Genomic DNA, 14,934 nt, shown 5'->3' on the forward strand with positions numbered 1-14,934 from the left:
TCTACGCTTAGAAGTGGCTTTGCTTACTGTAGTGAACAGCAAGCAACGCCAAAAGGGGTTAATAAGCGAAACCGATACGTTGACGCGGATACTTGCCAGCTTCTAGCTCATCGATCATGGCGATAGCGTAATCGGCAACAGAAATTTTGCTGTTACCTTCAGCATCTGTCAGCAGTTGATCTCCGCCGGTGCGATATTGCGAAAGTTTATCGCCAGGGAATATCTCCGCTGCAGGGCTAACAAAAGTCCAGTTCACGTCGCTGTTTGACTGTTTAAATACGTCTAGTGCTTCATCTTGTGCGAGCGATTCGCTTTTGTACTCATCTGGGAACTCAGGAATCGTTACCAGTTTTACGTTAGGAGCGACTTCTAAAGAACCGGCGCCTCCAACCCAAAGTAGACGATTGGCATCGGTGCTTGGCAGAATCGCGAGTAATTCACGAGCAGTAGACTTCACGATGTCATGATTACCTGCTGCGCGGCCACCGATTGAGGCGATCACCGCGTCTACACCTGTGACAGCTTGAGCTAAGCCTGTTTGAATATCCTGTAAATCAAATGAGCGAACTTCGACGTCAGCGACTTCTAATCTACTTGGGTCTCTTACCAAAGCGACCACTTCATGCCCTCGTGACTTTGCTTCTTCTGCGATGTGACTACCAATCCAACCTGATGCGCCTAATACTGCAATTTTCATAATGTGTTCTCCAATTGATTAAGTCTGTTTCTCGACAACAATTGCAGTCTAATAGCTTACTAATAAGCGATAAATATCCATAATTGATGTAAATTGTATCTATTTAGGATGCTAATTGATTTTAAAGGAGGTTTGAGTGGATAAGCTGGTAGCCATGCGCAGTTTTGTGGAAGTAGCTAATTGCGCGAGTTTTACACAGGCAGCGGAGCATCTAGGATTGAGCCGTCTGCAAGTCTCTCGTCACGTTCAAGATATAGAGTCTTGGCTAAAGCAGCGATTACTGCATCGTACAACTCGCAAAGTGAGCTTAACCGCGGCGGGTGAAGAAGCACTAAAACGCTGCGAAAAAATTCTGCATGAAACCGCCGAGCTAGAAGTCACCGCTTTAAACCAGACCGATCATCTGTCGGGAACTATCCGTATTGCGGCTCCAATCGGTCTCACTCAAAATATGCTGCTAGACGTCGTCGAACAATTCACAGATTTGCACCCAGATATCACGGTGGAATTGTTTGCTTCGGACCACTTCACCCAGCTGGTGGATGAACGTATTGATATTGCGTTGCGGTATACCGATCAACCTGACGATAGTTTGATTGCAAGAAAATTGATGAAAATTGAGTCGGTGATTTGTGCCTCTCCAGAGTATCTGAGTAAACACGGTGAACCGAAAACGATTGAAGATCTAAAGCGGCATAATTGTTTCGTGCATTTAGGCACGGCAACTTGGGGTTTTGTTAAAGACAACCAAACCATGAAGGTGGATGTCAGCGGTACGATTAAAGCTAACGACGTGGGAGTGCTATCGCGAGCAGCTCAACACGGAAAAGGGATAGCGCTGCTACCATGTGATTTAGGTAATCCAGTGATAGAACAAGGTTTATTACAATCGATATTGACCGATTTTAACGCGCCAAGTAGTACCTTATGGGCCGTTTATTTGTCGAGAAGCTATCAGTTGCCAGTTGTACGTCAGTTCATTGATTTTGTTGCACAGGCTTGGTCTGAAGATATCTTAGTTCAATAGAGGCCTGGAACTCGCTGTTGGTATCAGCATCGAGTTCCAGCATGCTTGTTCGATTTTTATGGAGCATTTTCTTTAGAGAGGACGAACTTCCTAACTTTATGCGTATTTTAATCGACTTAGTTTGGAGTCAGTCGCTCCTAGGTTCAATGGTGGCAGCGGTTGATAGAGTGTCTCGACCATCTCTGACAATACTTGGTCATACACTTGAGCGATAACCGTAGAAAGGTCACTGGTTAGGTCGTACATTGCTTCTTGAGAATACTCAATTTCAAGGCTTTCAGAGATTTCATTGAGTGCTTGGCTGGCTCTTGTACAAATGGGTGATTGAGTGCTCAAAGGGCAAATGAACGAAAGTTGGTTGAGTTTCCGCAGCATTTTTCCACAGTAGTACCTCACACGAGCTTGATCCTCCAGTGTGGCCATCGTGGGGATGGCTAAACGCAGTTGTGTTAACACTTCCATACTTTCGAGAACTTGTTGCCAATTCATATGGTATTCGCTGCTCATGTCATCTCGTTCAGATTGGATCAGCCAAGTGATCATCACTTCGTCGAGTAAAAACAAGCAGTGTCGAATGGATTTCCCATGGATAGATTGATTCCTGTTCACGCTACGAGTTTGCCATTCATGATGCATCGCTTTGAGTTTGTTTTGGAAGATGCGATACATGGGACGACTATTGCGCGGGGCTTGAGTAATGAGCCGATGAGAGCAATCGAGTATTTCGTCAAAGATAGAATTTACTCTTGCGATTGAGTGCGAAGACAATTGGCAGGTCAAAGTGTAATGGGTTGCCGCACGGTGTTGACGTGAAAGCTGCAGAAGTTGCCTAAGTAAGATCAAAGTGTCGAAATGGCGAGTAAGCTCTGAATGCTGCTTTCTTGAAAAACATACAGCTGTGGTGAGCACGATGAAAGATAGCGCGAGTGAAATAACAATAAACATGAATGTACCCTATAAGCTTTATACCTATAAAGTGGTAATTCATTTTCTGTGCCATACATCAAGGCTTAATTATCAATGGGTTGGAAAGGGGGGGCAGAAGGCATGAGCGTATTTGGTGCAATGAATGCTCAACGTTGGCGAGAAAAAAGCCTCACTACGAAGTGAGGCTTTAATAGGGGGATTCGACTGTTTCTTGATTAAGCGAGCTTCAAATCAAACTCGTTGCGGTACATCACCATGTCTTCAATGGTCAGTACCGGCATGTTATGTAATTTGCCGAACGCAACAATCTCTGGTGCTTTAGCCATTGTGCCATCTGGGTTAGTCACTTCACACAATACGCCAGCAGACTGAAGACCTGCCATTTGCATTAGATCCACTGTGCCTTCAGTGTGGCCTCGACGAGTTAATACACCGCCAGCACGAGCACGCAATGGGAATACGTGGCCAGGGCGAGCTAGGTCGCTTGGTTTCGCGCTTGGGTTAGCTGCCGTCTTGATGGTAGTTACGCGGTCTGCTGCAGAAACACCTGTCGTTACACCAACTTTCGCTTCAATTGAAACTGTGAACGCTGTTTGGTTGGCGCTGTTGTTATCAACGACCATAGGCGGTAGTTCAAGTTGGTTAGCTTGAGCGTCAGTAAGACACAAACATACAATGCCGCTGCATTCGCGGATCATCAGTGCCATTTGCTCATTTGTTAGATGCTCAACGGAATAAATGATGTCACCTTCGTTTTCACGATCTTCATCATCTAGTAGTAGAACGCCGCGTCCTTCTCTTAGTGCTTCTAAAGCATTTTCAACGCGTGTAATTGGTTCGCCAAATTCGGCAAGTAGTGAAGACTGATTCATGGTTAAACTCCTAAATATCACCAGAATCAGGGCTGTATGAGGGATGGCAACCGAGCACAACAAAGCTAACCCATTACGGTTTGCTAAAGCTCGTCGTGGTTTTCATCCAAAACGAAATGCACCAACGAGCGGCCGGCAAATAGATTGCTAGCAGGCTGGTTGATGTGTTTCCATTCTCTCTCATCCGGACTATAACCGTCGGCTCTGGCATCTCACCAGATCTGCTGACCTCGACGAATCGAGCGCTCGCGGGCTTACTTAATCACTTTGCAAGGTGAGCTAACCCCGCTACCTAAAGTTTAAGCATACCGCCGGTGGGGAATTTCGCCCCGCCCTGAGAATAAAAATTAATAATTTGATTTGCTCATGAGAGCAGACCAGATGGTAATGGTTTCCAGTTATTTTTAAAAGGGTTGATAACAAAGTTTCAGAAAATGATATGAATTAAACGGGATGGCACATTCTCAATAATGATATAAAACCGGGTAACTAAAGTAAGTCCTTATAACTTGGACAAAAGTTTACATAGTGCTGATGCACTTTGATGGACGCCCAAGTAGAATCAGCGCTCATTTTCTGACGGGTAACGACTGCCGTGTTTAAATTTCTTACTCCTAAAGCGAAAGGCTTGAAAGTGTTATCGCTTAGCCTGTATTCGTTATTTCCAATCGTCTTTCTTGGTATGTCTACAGACTTGAGTAGCGAAGTCGGCGATGGCCTGGGGCGTTTTTTAGAATTGATGACTAACTCAGCAGGCAGTAGTGGCTTTCTCGTGACTTTGGCTGTGCTGTGCTTAATTTGTCTTTCTCTTAAATACTCGATGACGAAAACTTTCGCTCTAATGGCGCAATTGGCGATGCTGTTAGTGTTGAGTTTTGCTGCGAAAACGATGTTGAAAAATATTACGGAAAGCCCGAGACCGTACACTGAATACTTGTCTGAGCAGCAAGTGATTGAAACACCGCAACACTTTTATCAATTAAGTATGCTTGAGAAAAACGCCGCTATAGATTCAATAGAGTCTCAAGTCAGTGAGTGGAGAACCAAGCATTGGCAAGGCGAAAAGGACTATTCGTTCCCGTCTGGGCACACTATTTTCGTGGCCATTTGTGTGGCTTTCTTTGGTGGGTTGTTTCTTGAGAAAAAGCAGTATTGGCTCGTTACTGGGTTGTTAGTATGGGCTGGAATAGTGGCTTACAGTCGCTTGTGGCTTGGTATGCATAGACCGGTGGATCTAGTGGGTTCGATTGCATTGGGAGCTATGATCTATATGTTGGTACCGACCTTCCAAGGGGGGAAAGTGGAACAATGGCTTAACCGATACCTGCCTGCCACTAAGTAACTTCAACAACTATTGAGTACTGACACATAGTATTGAAAGAGGAGCCGTAAATGGCTCCTTTTTTGTTTAGGGCAATGACTACTGCGAATGGGCTACAGCGAATCAAAGAGTTGCCGATGTTCCTTTATCAACGACAGCGAAAAGTTTCGGATAAGAACTCTAGAAACACCCGAACTTTTGGCGTCGCGCCACGATGGCTCGGATAAACCGCAAACATATCGACACTTTCAAATTGCCATTCTGGCAGTACGTTGATTAGCTCCCTTCTCGCTATGGCTTGCTGTGCCATGTATTCGGGCAGTTCTGTAACGCCAAGCCCATCTTGTGCGAGTTGTCTGAGAACGGAAAAGTCATCGCATTTGAATGCAGGGTTAAAGTTTACGGTTTCTCGCTGAGTCTCCGACACCAAGTGCCATTGCGCTTTTTGCTCTTTCATATTCATCCACAAACACTGAACCTGTTGAAGATCGCTAGGCTGCATTATCTGATGGCACGCTAGATAATCGGGGGAGGCATAAAGTTTAAGTGGCAGTTGGCAAATTTTACGCGCGATCAGGCTTGAGTCAGTCAGTTCGCCTATTCGAATGACGAGATCATACCCCTCTTCAATAATGTCGACACGGCGATTGGTTAGTGCTAGTTCGACGTGAATATCTGGATATTGCTGGCAAAACTGAGTGATCTTTGGTGCGAGTAAACTTTGACCAATGGCGAGTGAGACACACACTTTAATCGTTCCTTGAGGCTTCTCAAGCAAGGTTTCGACAGTTTGTTCTGCCGCTTGTATTTCTTCTTTGATTCGTTGGCAGAATGAGTAGTACTGACGACCAACTTCGGTAAGGTGCTGAGTACGTGTCGATCGTTCCAATAAGCGCACACCGAGCTGCTGCTCTAAACGCGTGATCTTACGGCTGATGTTGGATTTAGGTAGTCCGATGCTTTCTGCAGCCGCTGTAAAACTGCCTTGTTCCACAACGGTTGCAAAGACCAACATGTCATTTAGATCGCTCATTCTTCCATCCCAATATCTGCTTTCGATTTATTGTTACCAATTTTAGAACAATGTTATATCAATCCGCTTATATATCAATTTTTGGTGACGAACTATTCTAACTTCATCGCTTAACAACGGCATCAACCTCCCAGTTAAGTCATTTAATTGAGCGGTTATTCGTATAGAAATTTAAGGATGGAACCATGGAAATACTCACTCTCGACCAATTACCACAGGGTGGTTTCGCTGGCCTGAAAGAAAAGCAAGTTGTCACCGATTACAAGGTGTTTGGTGCTCGCAAGAACCCAGCAGCATCAAATGGTATCGGCAATTTTGTTTACCTTGCGGACGCCAACTTCATGCCTTATGGCGAAACAGGGATGCACCCACATCGTGAAATCGATGTCATCAGCGTCATGGTGAAAGGCCGAATTAGTCATGCAGGTTCACTAGAGCATGGTCAAAGTTTAGAAGCCGGTAGTGTTCAAGTGCAAAGAGCTGGCGGGGAAGGGTTTGCGCACAATGAAATTAACCCTGATGGCGAACCTAACCAAATGATTCAGCTATGGGTTTTACCGGAAGTTTCAGGAGAGCCTGCTGGCTATCAGGTTTATCAACCCGTTGAAGGCGAGCGCACGCGAATTTATGGCGGCGCTCAAACTAACAAAGGGCCGTTTGCAAGCAGAACCGTTATCGAAGTTCTGGCGGCAGGTTCTGGTAGCACGACGACGCATAACGGTGAAGTTCTGGCTTATTTAAGCTCGGGAACGGCAACGATCAATGACCAATTCATCAAAGCTGGCACGTTAGTTCGAACCGAACAATTGGATTTTACGGCTCATGAAGAGAGTCAGTTGATCCTTATTTTTACTGAGTAACCAAATTCTTAACACAGAATCAGACGACTGATACACATTCAAAAATATTAATTCACGAGGGAACGACTATGACTACTTCAACTAAATTTTCAGAATTCTTAACACCAGATAACGCGGTACTTGCCATGATCGATCATCAAACGGGTCTAATGGTTGGTCTTGGCGATGAACACCCAACCGTTATTAAAAACAATATTCTTGGCCTGACTCGTACGGCTGCGGCCATTGGGTTGCCATCGGTGATCACTGCAAGTTTGCCAGAAGGACCTAATGGCCCTGTGATGCCTGAAATTACAGAAATATTAGGCGGCGAAGTGATTGAACGTGAAGGTCAAATTAATGCTTGGGACAGCATAGCTTTTAAGCAAGCGATTGAGAAAACTGGGCGTAAAAAGATCATTATGGCAGGCATAGTTACTGACGTTTGCTTGCTCTTTCCCGCGCTTTCTGCGGTAGAAGAAGGGTACGACGTATACGCTGTGATTGATGCTTCAGGTACCTGGAATAAAACGGTTCAAGAAGTGACGATTCAACGCCTAACACAAGCGGGTGTTAAGGTAACCACTTGGGCATCGGTACTGGCTGAATTGATGAATGACTGGCGCAGTGATTACGGTGAAGTGCTTGGTAGAGTGCTAGCCGACCATACCACTAAGTATGGTTATGTGATGAACAGTTACTTCGCAAAAGGGTGATGATTATGAGTGGCGAGCAGAAAAGTTCGCCACCCAATCGGCATTGGGTGGCGCTATATACTTTTGTAATTTTGTTGCCGTTAGTTTATCTAATTCCGCCATGGGTGATGACCTATGTCACTGAACATCATGGACTTGTGACAGTTTTGTCTGTCGCCATCATTGTACCTATTGTGTCGTATTTAGCCTTGCCCAATTGTTTGAAAGCACATCATCGGATTGTGAACAGAAAGTAAAACTAGGTTGTATCAACTTGGCAGAATTACGGTGAAATGATTTGTAGTTGATAAAAAAGTTGTTACTATCGTCGCATACATAGTCGGGGGGCCATTAGGCTGAGATCGCAATTGCGAGACCCGTTGAACCTGATTCAGTTAATACTGGCGTAGGGAACTATTGATCTTGCTAGCGGTGAACCGATCTATTTTCTGCCGCTGTAAGAAAGTTCCTGTACGCCAGTTTAGGAGCTTTCATGTCACATTCTTCTGCTTTTCAAACTGCGACAAGCACGCCTTCTACCTTAGTTCCTTCAACACCTATTGTATTGACCATTGCGGGCTCTGATAGCGGTGGCGGTGCGGGTATTCAAGCCGATATCAAAGCGATTTCTGCTACTGGCGGTTATGCTAGTTCAGTGATCACGGCCATTACGGCGCAAAATACTTTAGGCGTTTCAGCCATATTCCCCATTCCACTAGAACATGTCGAACATCAACTTGACGCAGTATTTTCTGATCTTAACGTGGTTGCCGTTAAAGTGGGAATGCTTGCAGACGCCCACATTATCAAGGTTGTTGCAAAAAAAATTAAACAGTATCGACCGAGCTTTTTGGTGGTTGACCCAGTGATGGTTGCAACCAGTGGTGATCTGCTACTTGAAGAATCAGCCATCAGTACCTTGAAGTCTGAACTTCTGCCCCTAGCCGATGTGATCACGCCAAATTTGCCAGAAGGAGCCGCGTTAATTGGCGGCCAAGTCCCGAGCAATGAAGATGAAATGACGACCATGATTACGCAACTTCGTGAGCTTGGTGCGCATTCGGTGTTATTGAAAGGGGGTCACTTAGAGCAAGATGAAAACAGTAACGACCTACTAATCTTTGCAGACAAAGTGGAGCGTTTGAGCGCAAAACGAGTAGCGACACGCAATACCCATGGAACTGGCTGTACGCTGTCTTCAGCCATTGCGTCTTTCTTAGCTCAGGGCTACCCGCTGCTGGAAGCGGTTAAGCTAGGTAAGTACTACATTTCAAGCGCAATTGCCCATGCCGACGAACTTGAAATCGGCAAAGGTCATGGCCCTGTAAACCACTTTTTCAGTGGGTACGCTGATGTCCGTTAATTCGATGTCGGTAAGTACGTCGTCTTCAAATACCTCAACTGAGTTGGTAGGCGGGCATCTGTCTGCCCGGCCTTACATCGAAATTTCAGGCGGCTATTTACGCTATCAAGACAGCCAGCAAGCGACAATTTCGGGGTTAAATATGCAGCTCCCTATCGGTGAGTGGACTTGTCTGCTTGGTCGTAGTGGCTGCGGTAAAACCACTTTGCTTAGGTATTTGGCAGGGTTGCTGGATCAGAAGGCGGAGTGGGCAGGCCGGTTGACGCTTAGAAAAAGTGATGAGCTTGAAACAGCGCAGCCGGCTATTAGCAGCAATATTCTAGACGGCACCACAATTCACGAAAATATAGCGTATATGGCTCAGCAAGATTTACTGATGCCTTGGCTAACCGTTTTAGACAATGTTCTGTTGAGTACGCGTTTTGATAAGGCGTCAGAATGTCAAAGGCAACGAGCCTTGAATTTACTGGAACAAGTAGGCCTAGCTGAGCACCATCAAGCTCTACCGCAGCAACTTTCTGGGGGCATGCGCCAAAGAGTGGCTCTTGCGAGAACCTTAATGCAAGACAAACCAATCGTGTTGATGGATGAACCATTTTCAGCGCTTGATGCGGTGACTCGACACCGATTACAAAACCTTTCTCATCAATTGCTTGCAGATAAAACCGTAGTGCTGATCACCCACGATCCACAAGAAGCGGTTCGTTTGGCAAGCCAGTTATACATCATGCAAGGCATGCCAGCACACGCTGAGTCGCTCACTGTGCCTCAATCTTCCGTACCAAGAAAACTCGATGCCGACTGCGCAGCTTTACAGCAGAGCATTATTGAGCAGCTGGAGAAAGACTATGAGTGAGTTGACCCAAATAAATGCGATTTCACGCAAACTCAACCATAAAGAGAAAGCGTCGCATCCAGCTATACGCGTAATGGTAAGTGCTTTGGTGATAGTGGGCTTATGGCAAGCAGTGGTGGTCATTTTTGACATGCCATCGTTCATATTGCCTGCACCATTAGATGTATTTGAGCGCTTGATTCAGCGTCATGAAGTACTGGCTAAACACACTTGGGTAACCGCTCAAGAAATTATATTAGGCCTGTTTCTAGGCTTGTCGATGGGCATGGTATTCGCGCTGCAAATGTTACTGTTCAAACCGGTAAAGCGTTGGCTATTGCCTATTTTAATTGCCAGCCAAGCGATCCCTGTTTTTGCTATCGCACCCGTTCTGATGTTGTGGCTTGGTTATGGCATCGCTTCAAAGGTGGTGATGGCTGCGCTGATTATCTTCTTTCCTGTAACGACTTGCTGTTACGACGGTTTACGAAATACACCGACAGGTTACCTCGACCTTGCGAAAACTATGGGTGCGAGTAAATGGCAAATGTTACGTCATATCCAGCTTCCCGCTTCTTTACCAACCTTGGCATCGGGTATCCGTGTGGCGGTGGTGATTGCTCCAATTGGTGCGGTTGCCGGAGAGTGGGTCGGATCAAGTGAAGGGCTGGGTTACCTAATGCTCCAAGCCAATGCGCGAATGATGATAGATGAAATGTTTGCGGCGTTATTTATTCTTTCTGCCTTATCTGTGTCTTTGTACTTCTTTGCGGATAAAGCGCTGAAAAAATTTATTCCTTGGGAAGCGTAATTCTCGCCTTCGCAAGCAGTAAAACATAGAGCACCAATGATGGGTGCCTAAATTATAAAAATGAAAATTCAAAAGGAAATCTAGTGAAAAAACGATCAATTATAAGCGCAGTTGCGCTTGCGGCTTCGGCAGTCACGTTTAATGTTCAAGCTCAAACTAAGGAACTGACCTTAATGCTGGATTGGTTCGTAAACCCGAACCACGGACCAATAGTCATCGCTAAAGAACGAGGGTACTTTGCAGAACAAGGCCTAAAAGTCGAAGTTCAAGAGCCAGCAGATCCAAGTACTCCACCAAAATTAGTCGCAGCCAATAAAGTGGATTTGGCGATCTCTTATCAACCAAGCTTAACGATTGATGTTGCGGCTGGTTTACCTCTTATTCGCGCTGCCACGCTGATCGCGACACCGCTTAATACTCTTATGGTGTTAGACAATAACAAGCTTGATGAATTATCTGACTTTAAAGGTAAAAAAATCGGTATCGCGATTGCGGGTAATGAAGAAGCGACGATTGGTACCATGCTTCAAACTGGCGGCGTAAAATACGATGACGTCGAAATCATTAATGTTGGTTGGGCATTATCGTCTTCATTAGCATCTGGAAAAGTGGATGCAATTTGGGGTGGACTACGTAACTTCGAAACCAACCAATTGGCATTAGAGGGTTACCAATCTAAAGCTTTCTTCCCGGAAGAGCATGGCGTGCCAGCGTATGATGAGTTGGTATTTGTCGCTAATGCGAACACGTACGATGAAGCAGCGATCAAAGCATTCAATAAAGCGCTAGAGCAGGCAACCACATACATTGTGAATCACCCACAACAATCGTGGAAAGAGTTTGTTGCTTACGCGCCAGATACCCTTAATAACGAGCTAAATAAACGTGCTTGGAACGATACGTTAACGCGCTTTGCACTACGCCCTTCCGCTGTAGATTTGAAGCGTTATGACGACTACGCACAGTTTATGTACGACAAAAACATCATCGAAACTTTGCCAAAAGCGAAGGATTACGTTCCTAGCTTTCAATAATTGAACGGAAGTAGACACCATTATGAATCATCAAGATTTGATCAATGCATGCCGAGAAGATTGGGATGCCTACACCCAACATGATTTTGTTCAACAACTGGCTAAAGGTACTTTGGCGCAGCCATGTTATTTGCATTACCTAAAGCAAGACTTTCTGTTTCTTAAGCAATATGCACGTGCTTATGCGCTAGCGATTTACAAAGCTCGTACGTTAGCTGACATGCGTAAGGCCTTGCCAAGTGTCCACGCCTTACTGGATTCAGAAATTGGCCACCACGTCAGTTATTGTGGAAATTGGGGGCTTACTGAGTCTGACTTAGAAGCTGAGCCAGAGGATTTTGGTACTGTTGCTTACACACGTTATGTACTTGATGCCGGTATGACGGGTGACATTGTGGATTTGTATGCAGCGCTTGCGCCATGTTCTATCGGTTACGCTGAGATCGGACGAAACTTAAAGGCAAGCGATCAAACGGTTCTTGAAGGAAATCCATTTGCAAGTTGGATAGAACTGTACAGCGGTGAAGAATTTCAACAAGGCGTAGCAGAAGGAACGGCTCATATTGATGAATTGCTTGCTGAAATTGATCTTAACAGTCAACGTGGCCGCAATTTGGCTGAAGTGTTTAGAACGGCTACTCGTATGGAAATCGCCTTTTGGCAGCAAGGCTTAGATGTACAGAATAAATAGTGAGTTTAGTACTTACCTATAAATTAAAAAGAGCACTCAGTGCTCTTTTTTTTGTGCCGGTAGGTTACGAAAATGCTTGCTCGGTAGACAGAAGGGGCACTCGAGTTGAAATCGCGTGTAATGCGATGTTGTGAATCATTTCGTCTACGGTTGTACAGCAATCGACAATAACGGCGGGATTGTATTTCTCCGCTGCCTTCGAGATTGCGGTATGTGTTACGCAATTCTGAGTCATCATTCCGCACAGTAGCAATTCTTCAATACCATGTTGCTGTAACACAGCTTCTAGCTCAGTTTGTTCAAAGCTATCAGCAAAATGTTTTATCACGACATCGGCATCTGGCGCTTGGTTCAAAATCTCCGGGTGGATATTGGCGCCATGAGTGTCTGGATTAAAAAATGGAGCAGGCCCCGCTTGCGAATCAGCGATATGCTGAATATGAATGATTTTCATACCACGTTCTGTGGCAAATTTTATCGCGTTTTTGATGTTCGTGAGGGTGTTCTGCGTGTTCCATAATGGGAATTTACCGTCTTCGAAGTAGTCGTTTTGTAGGTCGATTACTAGTAATGCTTTGTTCATTATTGTGTGTCCTGTTATGTCGGCGTTTGTCGGTACACCGATATATTGAGGCTTGAACAATAATTCAAACAGTGTCATTAATGACGTTATTAAGGGTAAAACTGACAAGGGCATGAAATGAGTCTGCATGTAGCGATAGTGAACTATCAAGATAGTTTGAAGTCAGCGCTTCATGGGTTAGAAGAGCTGTTTCTAATGGCTAACTTAGCATGTGAAGAACAAGGGTTAGGCTTCCGATTCGAGCCTGTGATTATCGATATTGCTCATGATCTTGGGTTAGGCGGCGCAGAAACGAACGATCAAAGCGAAGTATTCGATATCGTTTTATTACCGCCAAGCAACAGTAGTGATTACTACCTTGAACCGTGCCCTTCACTTGTAAAATGGCTGCAAGAGCAAGCGTCTCAGGGAGCTATTCTATGCTCGGCTTGTGCAGGTGCGTTTATCTTGGCGAAAACAGGGTTATTGAATCATCGAAAGGTCACCACACACTGGGGGCTAGCGCCTGCCTTTGCTGAGCGCTTTCCTGAACTTACCTTGGATACCGACAAAATATTGATCAACGAGTCAGACGTGATCACAGCGGGTGGCATGATGTCTTGGATCGACTTAGGGCTAGAGCTCGTCGGGCAGTATTCGCAACCGAGTGTCATGAGGCAGCTAGGCAAAATGCTGGTGGTGGATACGGGGACAAGAGAGCAGCGGTACTACAAGCAATTTACTCCTGTTTATAACCATGGTGATGATTTGATCCTCAAAGTGCAGAAGTGGATTTTGCAGCACGTTACGCAGCAAGTGACCTTGGTGGAACTGGCAGAGTATTGCTGTTTAGGGGAACGGACCTTTTTACGTCGATTTAAAAAGGCTACAGGGCTTAATCCGACAGAATATATGCAGAATTTACGAGTCCAAAAGATATGTGAGTTACTTGAAACTTCAAGTAACTCATTTGAATGGATCGTTCATCAAGTTGGTTATGAAGATGCCAGTGCTTGCCGGAAATTATTCCTGCGTATTATGGGGCTAACGCCACAAGAATTTAGAAAGCGCTTCGTTAATTCCTAGCTTGTTGCATTGGCAGAACTAGCGAAAAAGCTATACCCAAGGCTAATCAAGCTCTGATATCTCACGAATGGCTTGAGCTAGGGTTGCAGGCTCCTGAGCGCCAGTGATCAAGTGCTTCTGATTGATAATATAAGCCGGAACCCCTTGAATTCCAGCATTCATCCACTGGTGTTCAATGGCTTCAACCTCGTGAGCCCAGCTTTCTTCCGACATGACGTTGTGCGCTTGAGCGCCATCTAATTCAATTGACTGGGCAATTTCTAAGAGTACTTGTTCATCTTCAACGGCACGATTATTGGTAAAGTACGCATCAAATAACGCCAATTTCAGTTCTTTTTGTTTACCAAAATCTTTTGCCCAAAGTAACAACTGATGAGCTTTACGCGTGTTGTACATACGCATTTCATCGGTGAAATTGAAGGTGAACCCTAGCTCTTGGCCTACCTTCGTGATCATGTCACGTGTTTCAGCGCTGGCTTGAGGTGTGGTGCCGTACTTTTCAGCTAAGTGCTCACCTAGATTTTGGCCGCCAGCAGGCATATTCGGGTTTAACTCAAACGGGTGGAATTGAACGTCGGCTTGAATCTCGCCTTGGAGCTGTTCAAGGGCGAGTTCTAGGCGTTTGTAACCAATGATGCACCATGGGCATACGACATCAGAGACAATATCGATTGTGACATTTTTCATATTTACTCTTGAACTTTATTAGGGAGTTAAGTGGATAGTAACAAGAGCGCCATTAACTACAATCCGTGCGCTAGAGTAAGACGTTCGAATCTACCCCATTGACTTTACCAAAAGAGCGTGCCGTTATGCGACAGACAAACCTTGCCAAATGGCGGTTACACCACTGATTGAACAAAGAGCGAGTGCGCCAATACGAATTTTTTCTTTAGGTAGGCTCTGTGTCGTCAGCATAGCCAAATTGACCCGAGCCAAGAGGAATGTTTCTTGACCTTATTGTGAAGTTTCGAGATACATTGAAGACCAAGTTATACGCTTAGTAAAAGAAGTACTATTGCATATATTACTTATCAGTAAAAACTTAGCTCGACATTATACCCTTAGGTTTATATGTTATAAATATATCTAATGGTATTGTCATATGTATTTTTATTTATATAATCCTTTGGTATTAAGT

At 45.0% G+C, this 14,934-nt stretch carries 16 protein-coding genes, 1 pseudogene and 2 riboswitches; of the genes and pseudogenes, 10 read left to right on the forward strand and 7 right to left on the reverse strand.

Annotated features, from left to right (window positions below; genetic code table 11):
* Nucleotides 1–58: 58 nt before the first annotated feature.
* On the reverse strand, nucleotides 59–697 hold the full coding sequence (locus ELZ11_RS21490; RefSeq protein ID WP_137359432.1) for an NAD(P)-dependent oxidoreductase: 639 nt from the start codon (nucleotides 695–697) through the stop codon (nucleotides 59–61).
* Between the two features lie 136 nt (nucleotides 698–833).
* Here ELZ11_RS21490 and ELZ11_RS21495 point away from each other — a divergent pair, with 136 nt between their 5' ends.
* Nucleotides 834–1,724 carry a LysR family transcriptional regulator gene (locus ELZ11_RS21495; protein ID WP_137359433.1) on the forward strand — a complete coding sequence of 297 codons (891 nt, stop codon included), beginning with the start codon at nucleotides 834–836 and terminating at the stop codon, nucleotides 1,722–1,724.
* 96 nt (nucleotides 1,725–1,820) lie between these two features.
* On the opposite strand, the gene ELZ11_RS21500 is transcribed toward ELZ11_RS21495, so the two are convergent.
* Together ELZ11_RS21500 and ribB are read right to left on the reverse strand one after the other, a co-directional pair.
* The gene (locus ELZ11_RS21500; RefSeq protein ID WP_137359434.1) at nucleotides 1,821–2,669 is read right to left on the reverse strand and encodes a hypothetical protein; all 849 of its coding nucleotides are present in this window, start codon (nucleotides 2,667–2,669) and stop codon (nucleotides 1,821–1,823) included.
* Between the two features lie 197 nt (nucleotides 2,670–2,866).
* Nucleotides 2,867–3,523 carry a 3,4-dihydroxy-2-butanone-4-phosphate synthase gene (gene ribB / locus ELZ11_RS21505; protein ID WP_137359435.1) on the reverse strand — a complete coding sequence of 219 codons (657 nt, stop codon included), beginning with the start codon at nucleotides 3,521–3,523 and terminating at the stop codon, nucleotides 2,867–2,869.
* A gap of 168 nt (nucleotides 3,524–3,691) precedes the next feature.
* A riboswitch (FMN riboswitch) is annotated at nucleotides 3,692–3,869 on the reverse strand.
* A gap of 249 nt (nucleotides 3,870–4,118) precedes the next feature.
* Here ribB and ELZ11_RS21510 point away from each other — a divergent pair.
* Entirely contained in the window at nucleotides 4,119–4,865 is a 747-nt protein-coding gene (locus ELZ11_RS21510; protein WP_244291699.1) for a phosphatase PAP2 family protein, read from the forward strand.
* 127 nt (nucleotides 4,866–4,992) lie between these two features.
* Here ELZ11_RS21510 and ELZ11_RS21515 read toward each other — a convergent pair whose 3' ends face one another.
* Nucleotides 4,993–5,877: a LysR family transcriptional regulator gene (locus tag ELZ11_RS21515; protein WP_137359436.1), complete on the reverse strand. Its 885-nt coding sequence runs from the start codon at nucleotides 5,875–5,877 to the stop codon at nucleotides 4,993–4,995.
* Between the two features lie 185 nt (nucleotides 5,878–6,062).
* Between ELZ11_RS21515 and ELZ11_RS21520 the strand changes: the two genes are divergently transcribed.
* The 7 genes from ELZ11_RS21520 (at nucleotide 6,063) to tenA (ending at nucleotide 12,145) form a co-directional block, all read left to right on the forward strand.
* Nucleotides 6,063–6,737, forward strand: a complete 675-nt coding sequence (locus tag ELZ11_RS21520; protein WP_137359437.1) for a pirin family protein — start codon at nucleotides 6,063–6,065, stop codon at nucleotides 6,735–6,737.
* 68 nt (nucleotides 6,738–6,805) lie between these two features.
* A complete protein-coding gene (locus ELZ11_RS21525; protein ID WP_137359438.1) occupies nucleotides 6,806–7,432 on the forward strand; it encodes an isochorismatase family protein in 627 nt (208 codons plus the stop codon).
* 310 nt (nucleotides 7,433–7,742) lie between these two features.
* A riboswitch (TPP riboswitch) is annotated at nucleotides 7,743–7,841 on the forward strand.
* Between the two features lie 63 nt (nucleotides 7,842–7,904).
* A complete protein-coding gene (gene thiD, locus ELZ11_RS21530; protein WP_137359439.1) occupies nucleotides 7,905–8,774 on the forward strand; it encodes a bifunctional hydroxymethylpyrimidine kinase/phosphomethylpyrimidine kinase in 870 nt (289 codons plus the stop codon).
* Nucleotides 8,764–9,630 (forward strand): ABC transporter ATP-binding protein, encoded by an 867-nt coding sequence (locus ELZ11_RS21535; protein ID WP_244291700.1) that lies wholly within the window; start codon nucleotides 8,764–8,766, stop codon nucleotides 9,628–9,630. Before thiD ends, ELZ11_RS21535 begins: the two co-directional genes overlap by 11 nt.
* Entirely contained in the window at nucleotides 9,623–10,420 is a 798-nt protein-coding gene (locus tag ELZ11_RS21540) for an ABC transporter permease (protein WP_137359440.1), read from the forward strand. Before ELZ11_RS21535 ends, ELZ11_RS21540 begins: the two co-directional genes overlap by 8 nt.
* Before the next feature lie 83 nt (nucleotides 10,421–10,503).
* Nucleotides 10,504–11,454, forward strand: coding sequence for an ABC transporter substrate-binding protein (locus ELZ11_RS21545; protein WP_137359441.1), 951 nt, complete (start codon nucleotides 10,504–10,506; stop codon nucleotides 11,452–11,454).
* Between the two features lie 22 nt (nucleotides 11,455–11,476).
* Nucleotides 11,477–12,145 (forward strand): thiaminase II, encoded by a 669-nt coding sequence (gene tenA / locus ELZ11_RS21550; protein WP_137359442.1) that lies wholly within the window; start codon nucleotides 11,477–11,479, stop codon nucleotides 12,143–12,145.
* Between the two features lie 64 nt (nucleotides 12,146–12,209).
* Here the strand turns inward: tenA and ELZ11_RS21555 are convergent, their stop codons facing one another.
* Entirely contained in the window at nucleotides 12,210–12,731 is a 522-nt protein-coding gene (locus tag ELZ11_RS21555; RefSeq protein ID WP_137359466.1) for a cysteine hydrolase family protein, read from the reverse strand.
* Nucleotides 12,732–12,845: 114 nt separating this feature from the next.
* Between ELZ11_RS21555 and ELZ11_RS21560 the strand changes: the two genes are divergently transcribed.
* Entirely contained in the window at nucleotides 12,846–13,793 is a 948-nt protein-coding gene (locus ELZ11_RS21560; RefSeq protein WP_137359443.1) for a GlxA family transcriptional regulator, read from the forward strand.
* 42 nt (nucleotides 13,794–13,835) lie between these two features.
* Here the strand turns inward: ELZ11_RS21560 and ELZ11_RS21565 are convergent, their stop codons facing one another.
* Nucleotides 13,836–14,480 (reverse strand): DsbA family oxidoreductase, encoded by a 645-nt coding sequence (locus ELZ11_RS21565; protein WP_137359444.1) that lies wholly within the window; start codon nucleotides 14,478–14,480, stop codon nucleotides 13,836–13,838.
* A gap of 123 nt (nucleotides 14,481–14,603) precedes the next feature.
* Nucleotides 14,604–14,717: pseudogene (locus ELZ11_RS21570) on the reverse strand (sulfite exporter TauE/SafE family protein); the annotation flags it as partial.
* Nucleotides 14,718–14,934 lie beyond the last annotated feature (217 nt).

It is taken from the genome of Vibrio profundi (assembly GCF_005281835.1).
In the GTDB taxonomy this organism is placed as follows: domain Bacteria; phylum Pseudomonadota; class Gammaproteobacteria; order Enterobacterales; family Vibrionaceae; genus Vibrio; species Vibrio profundi.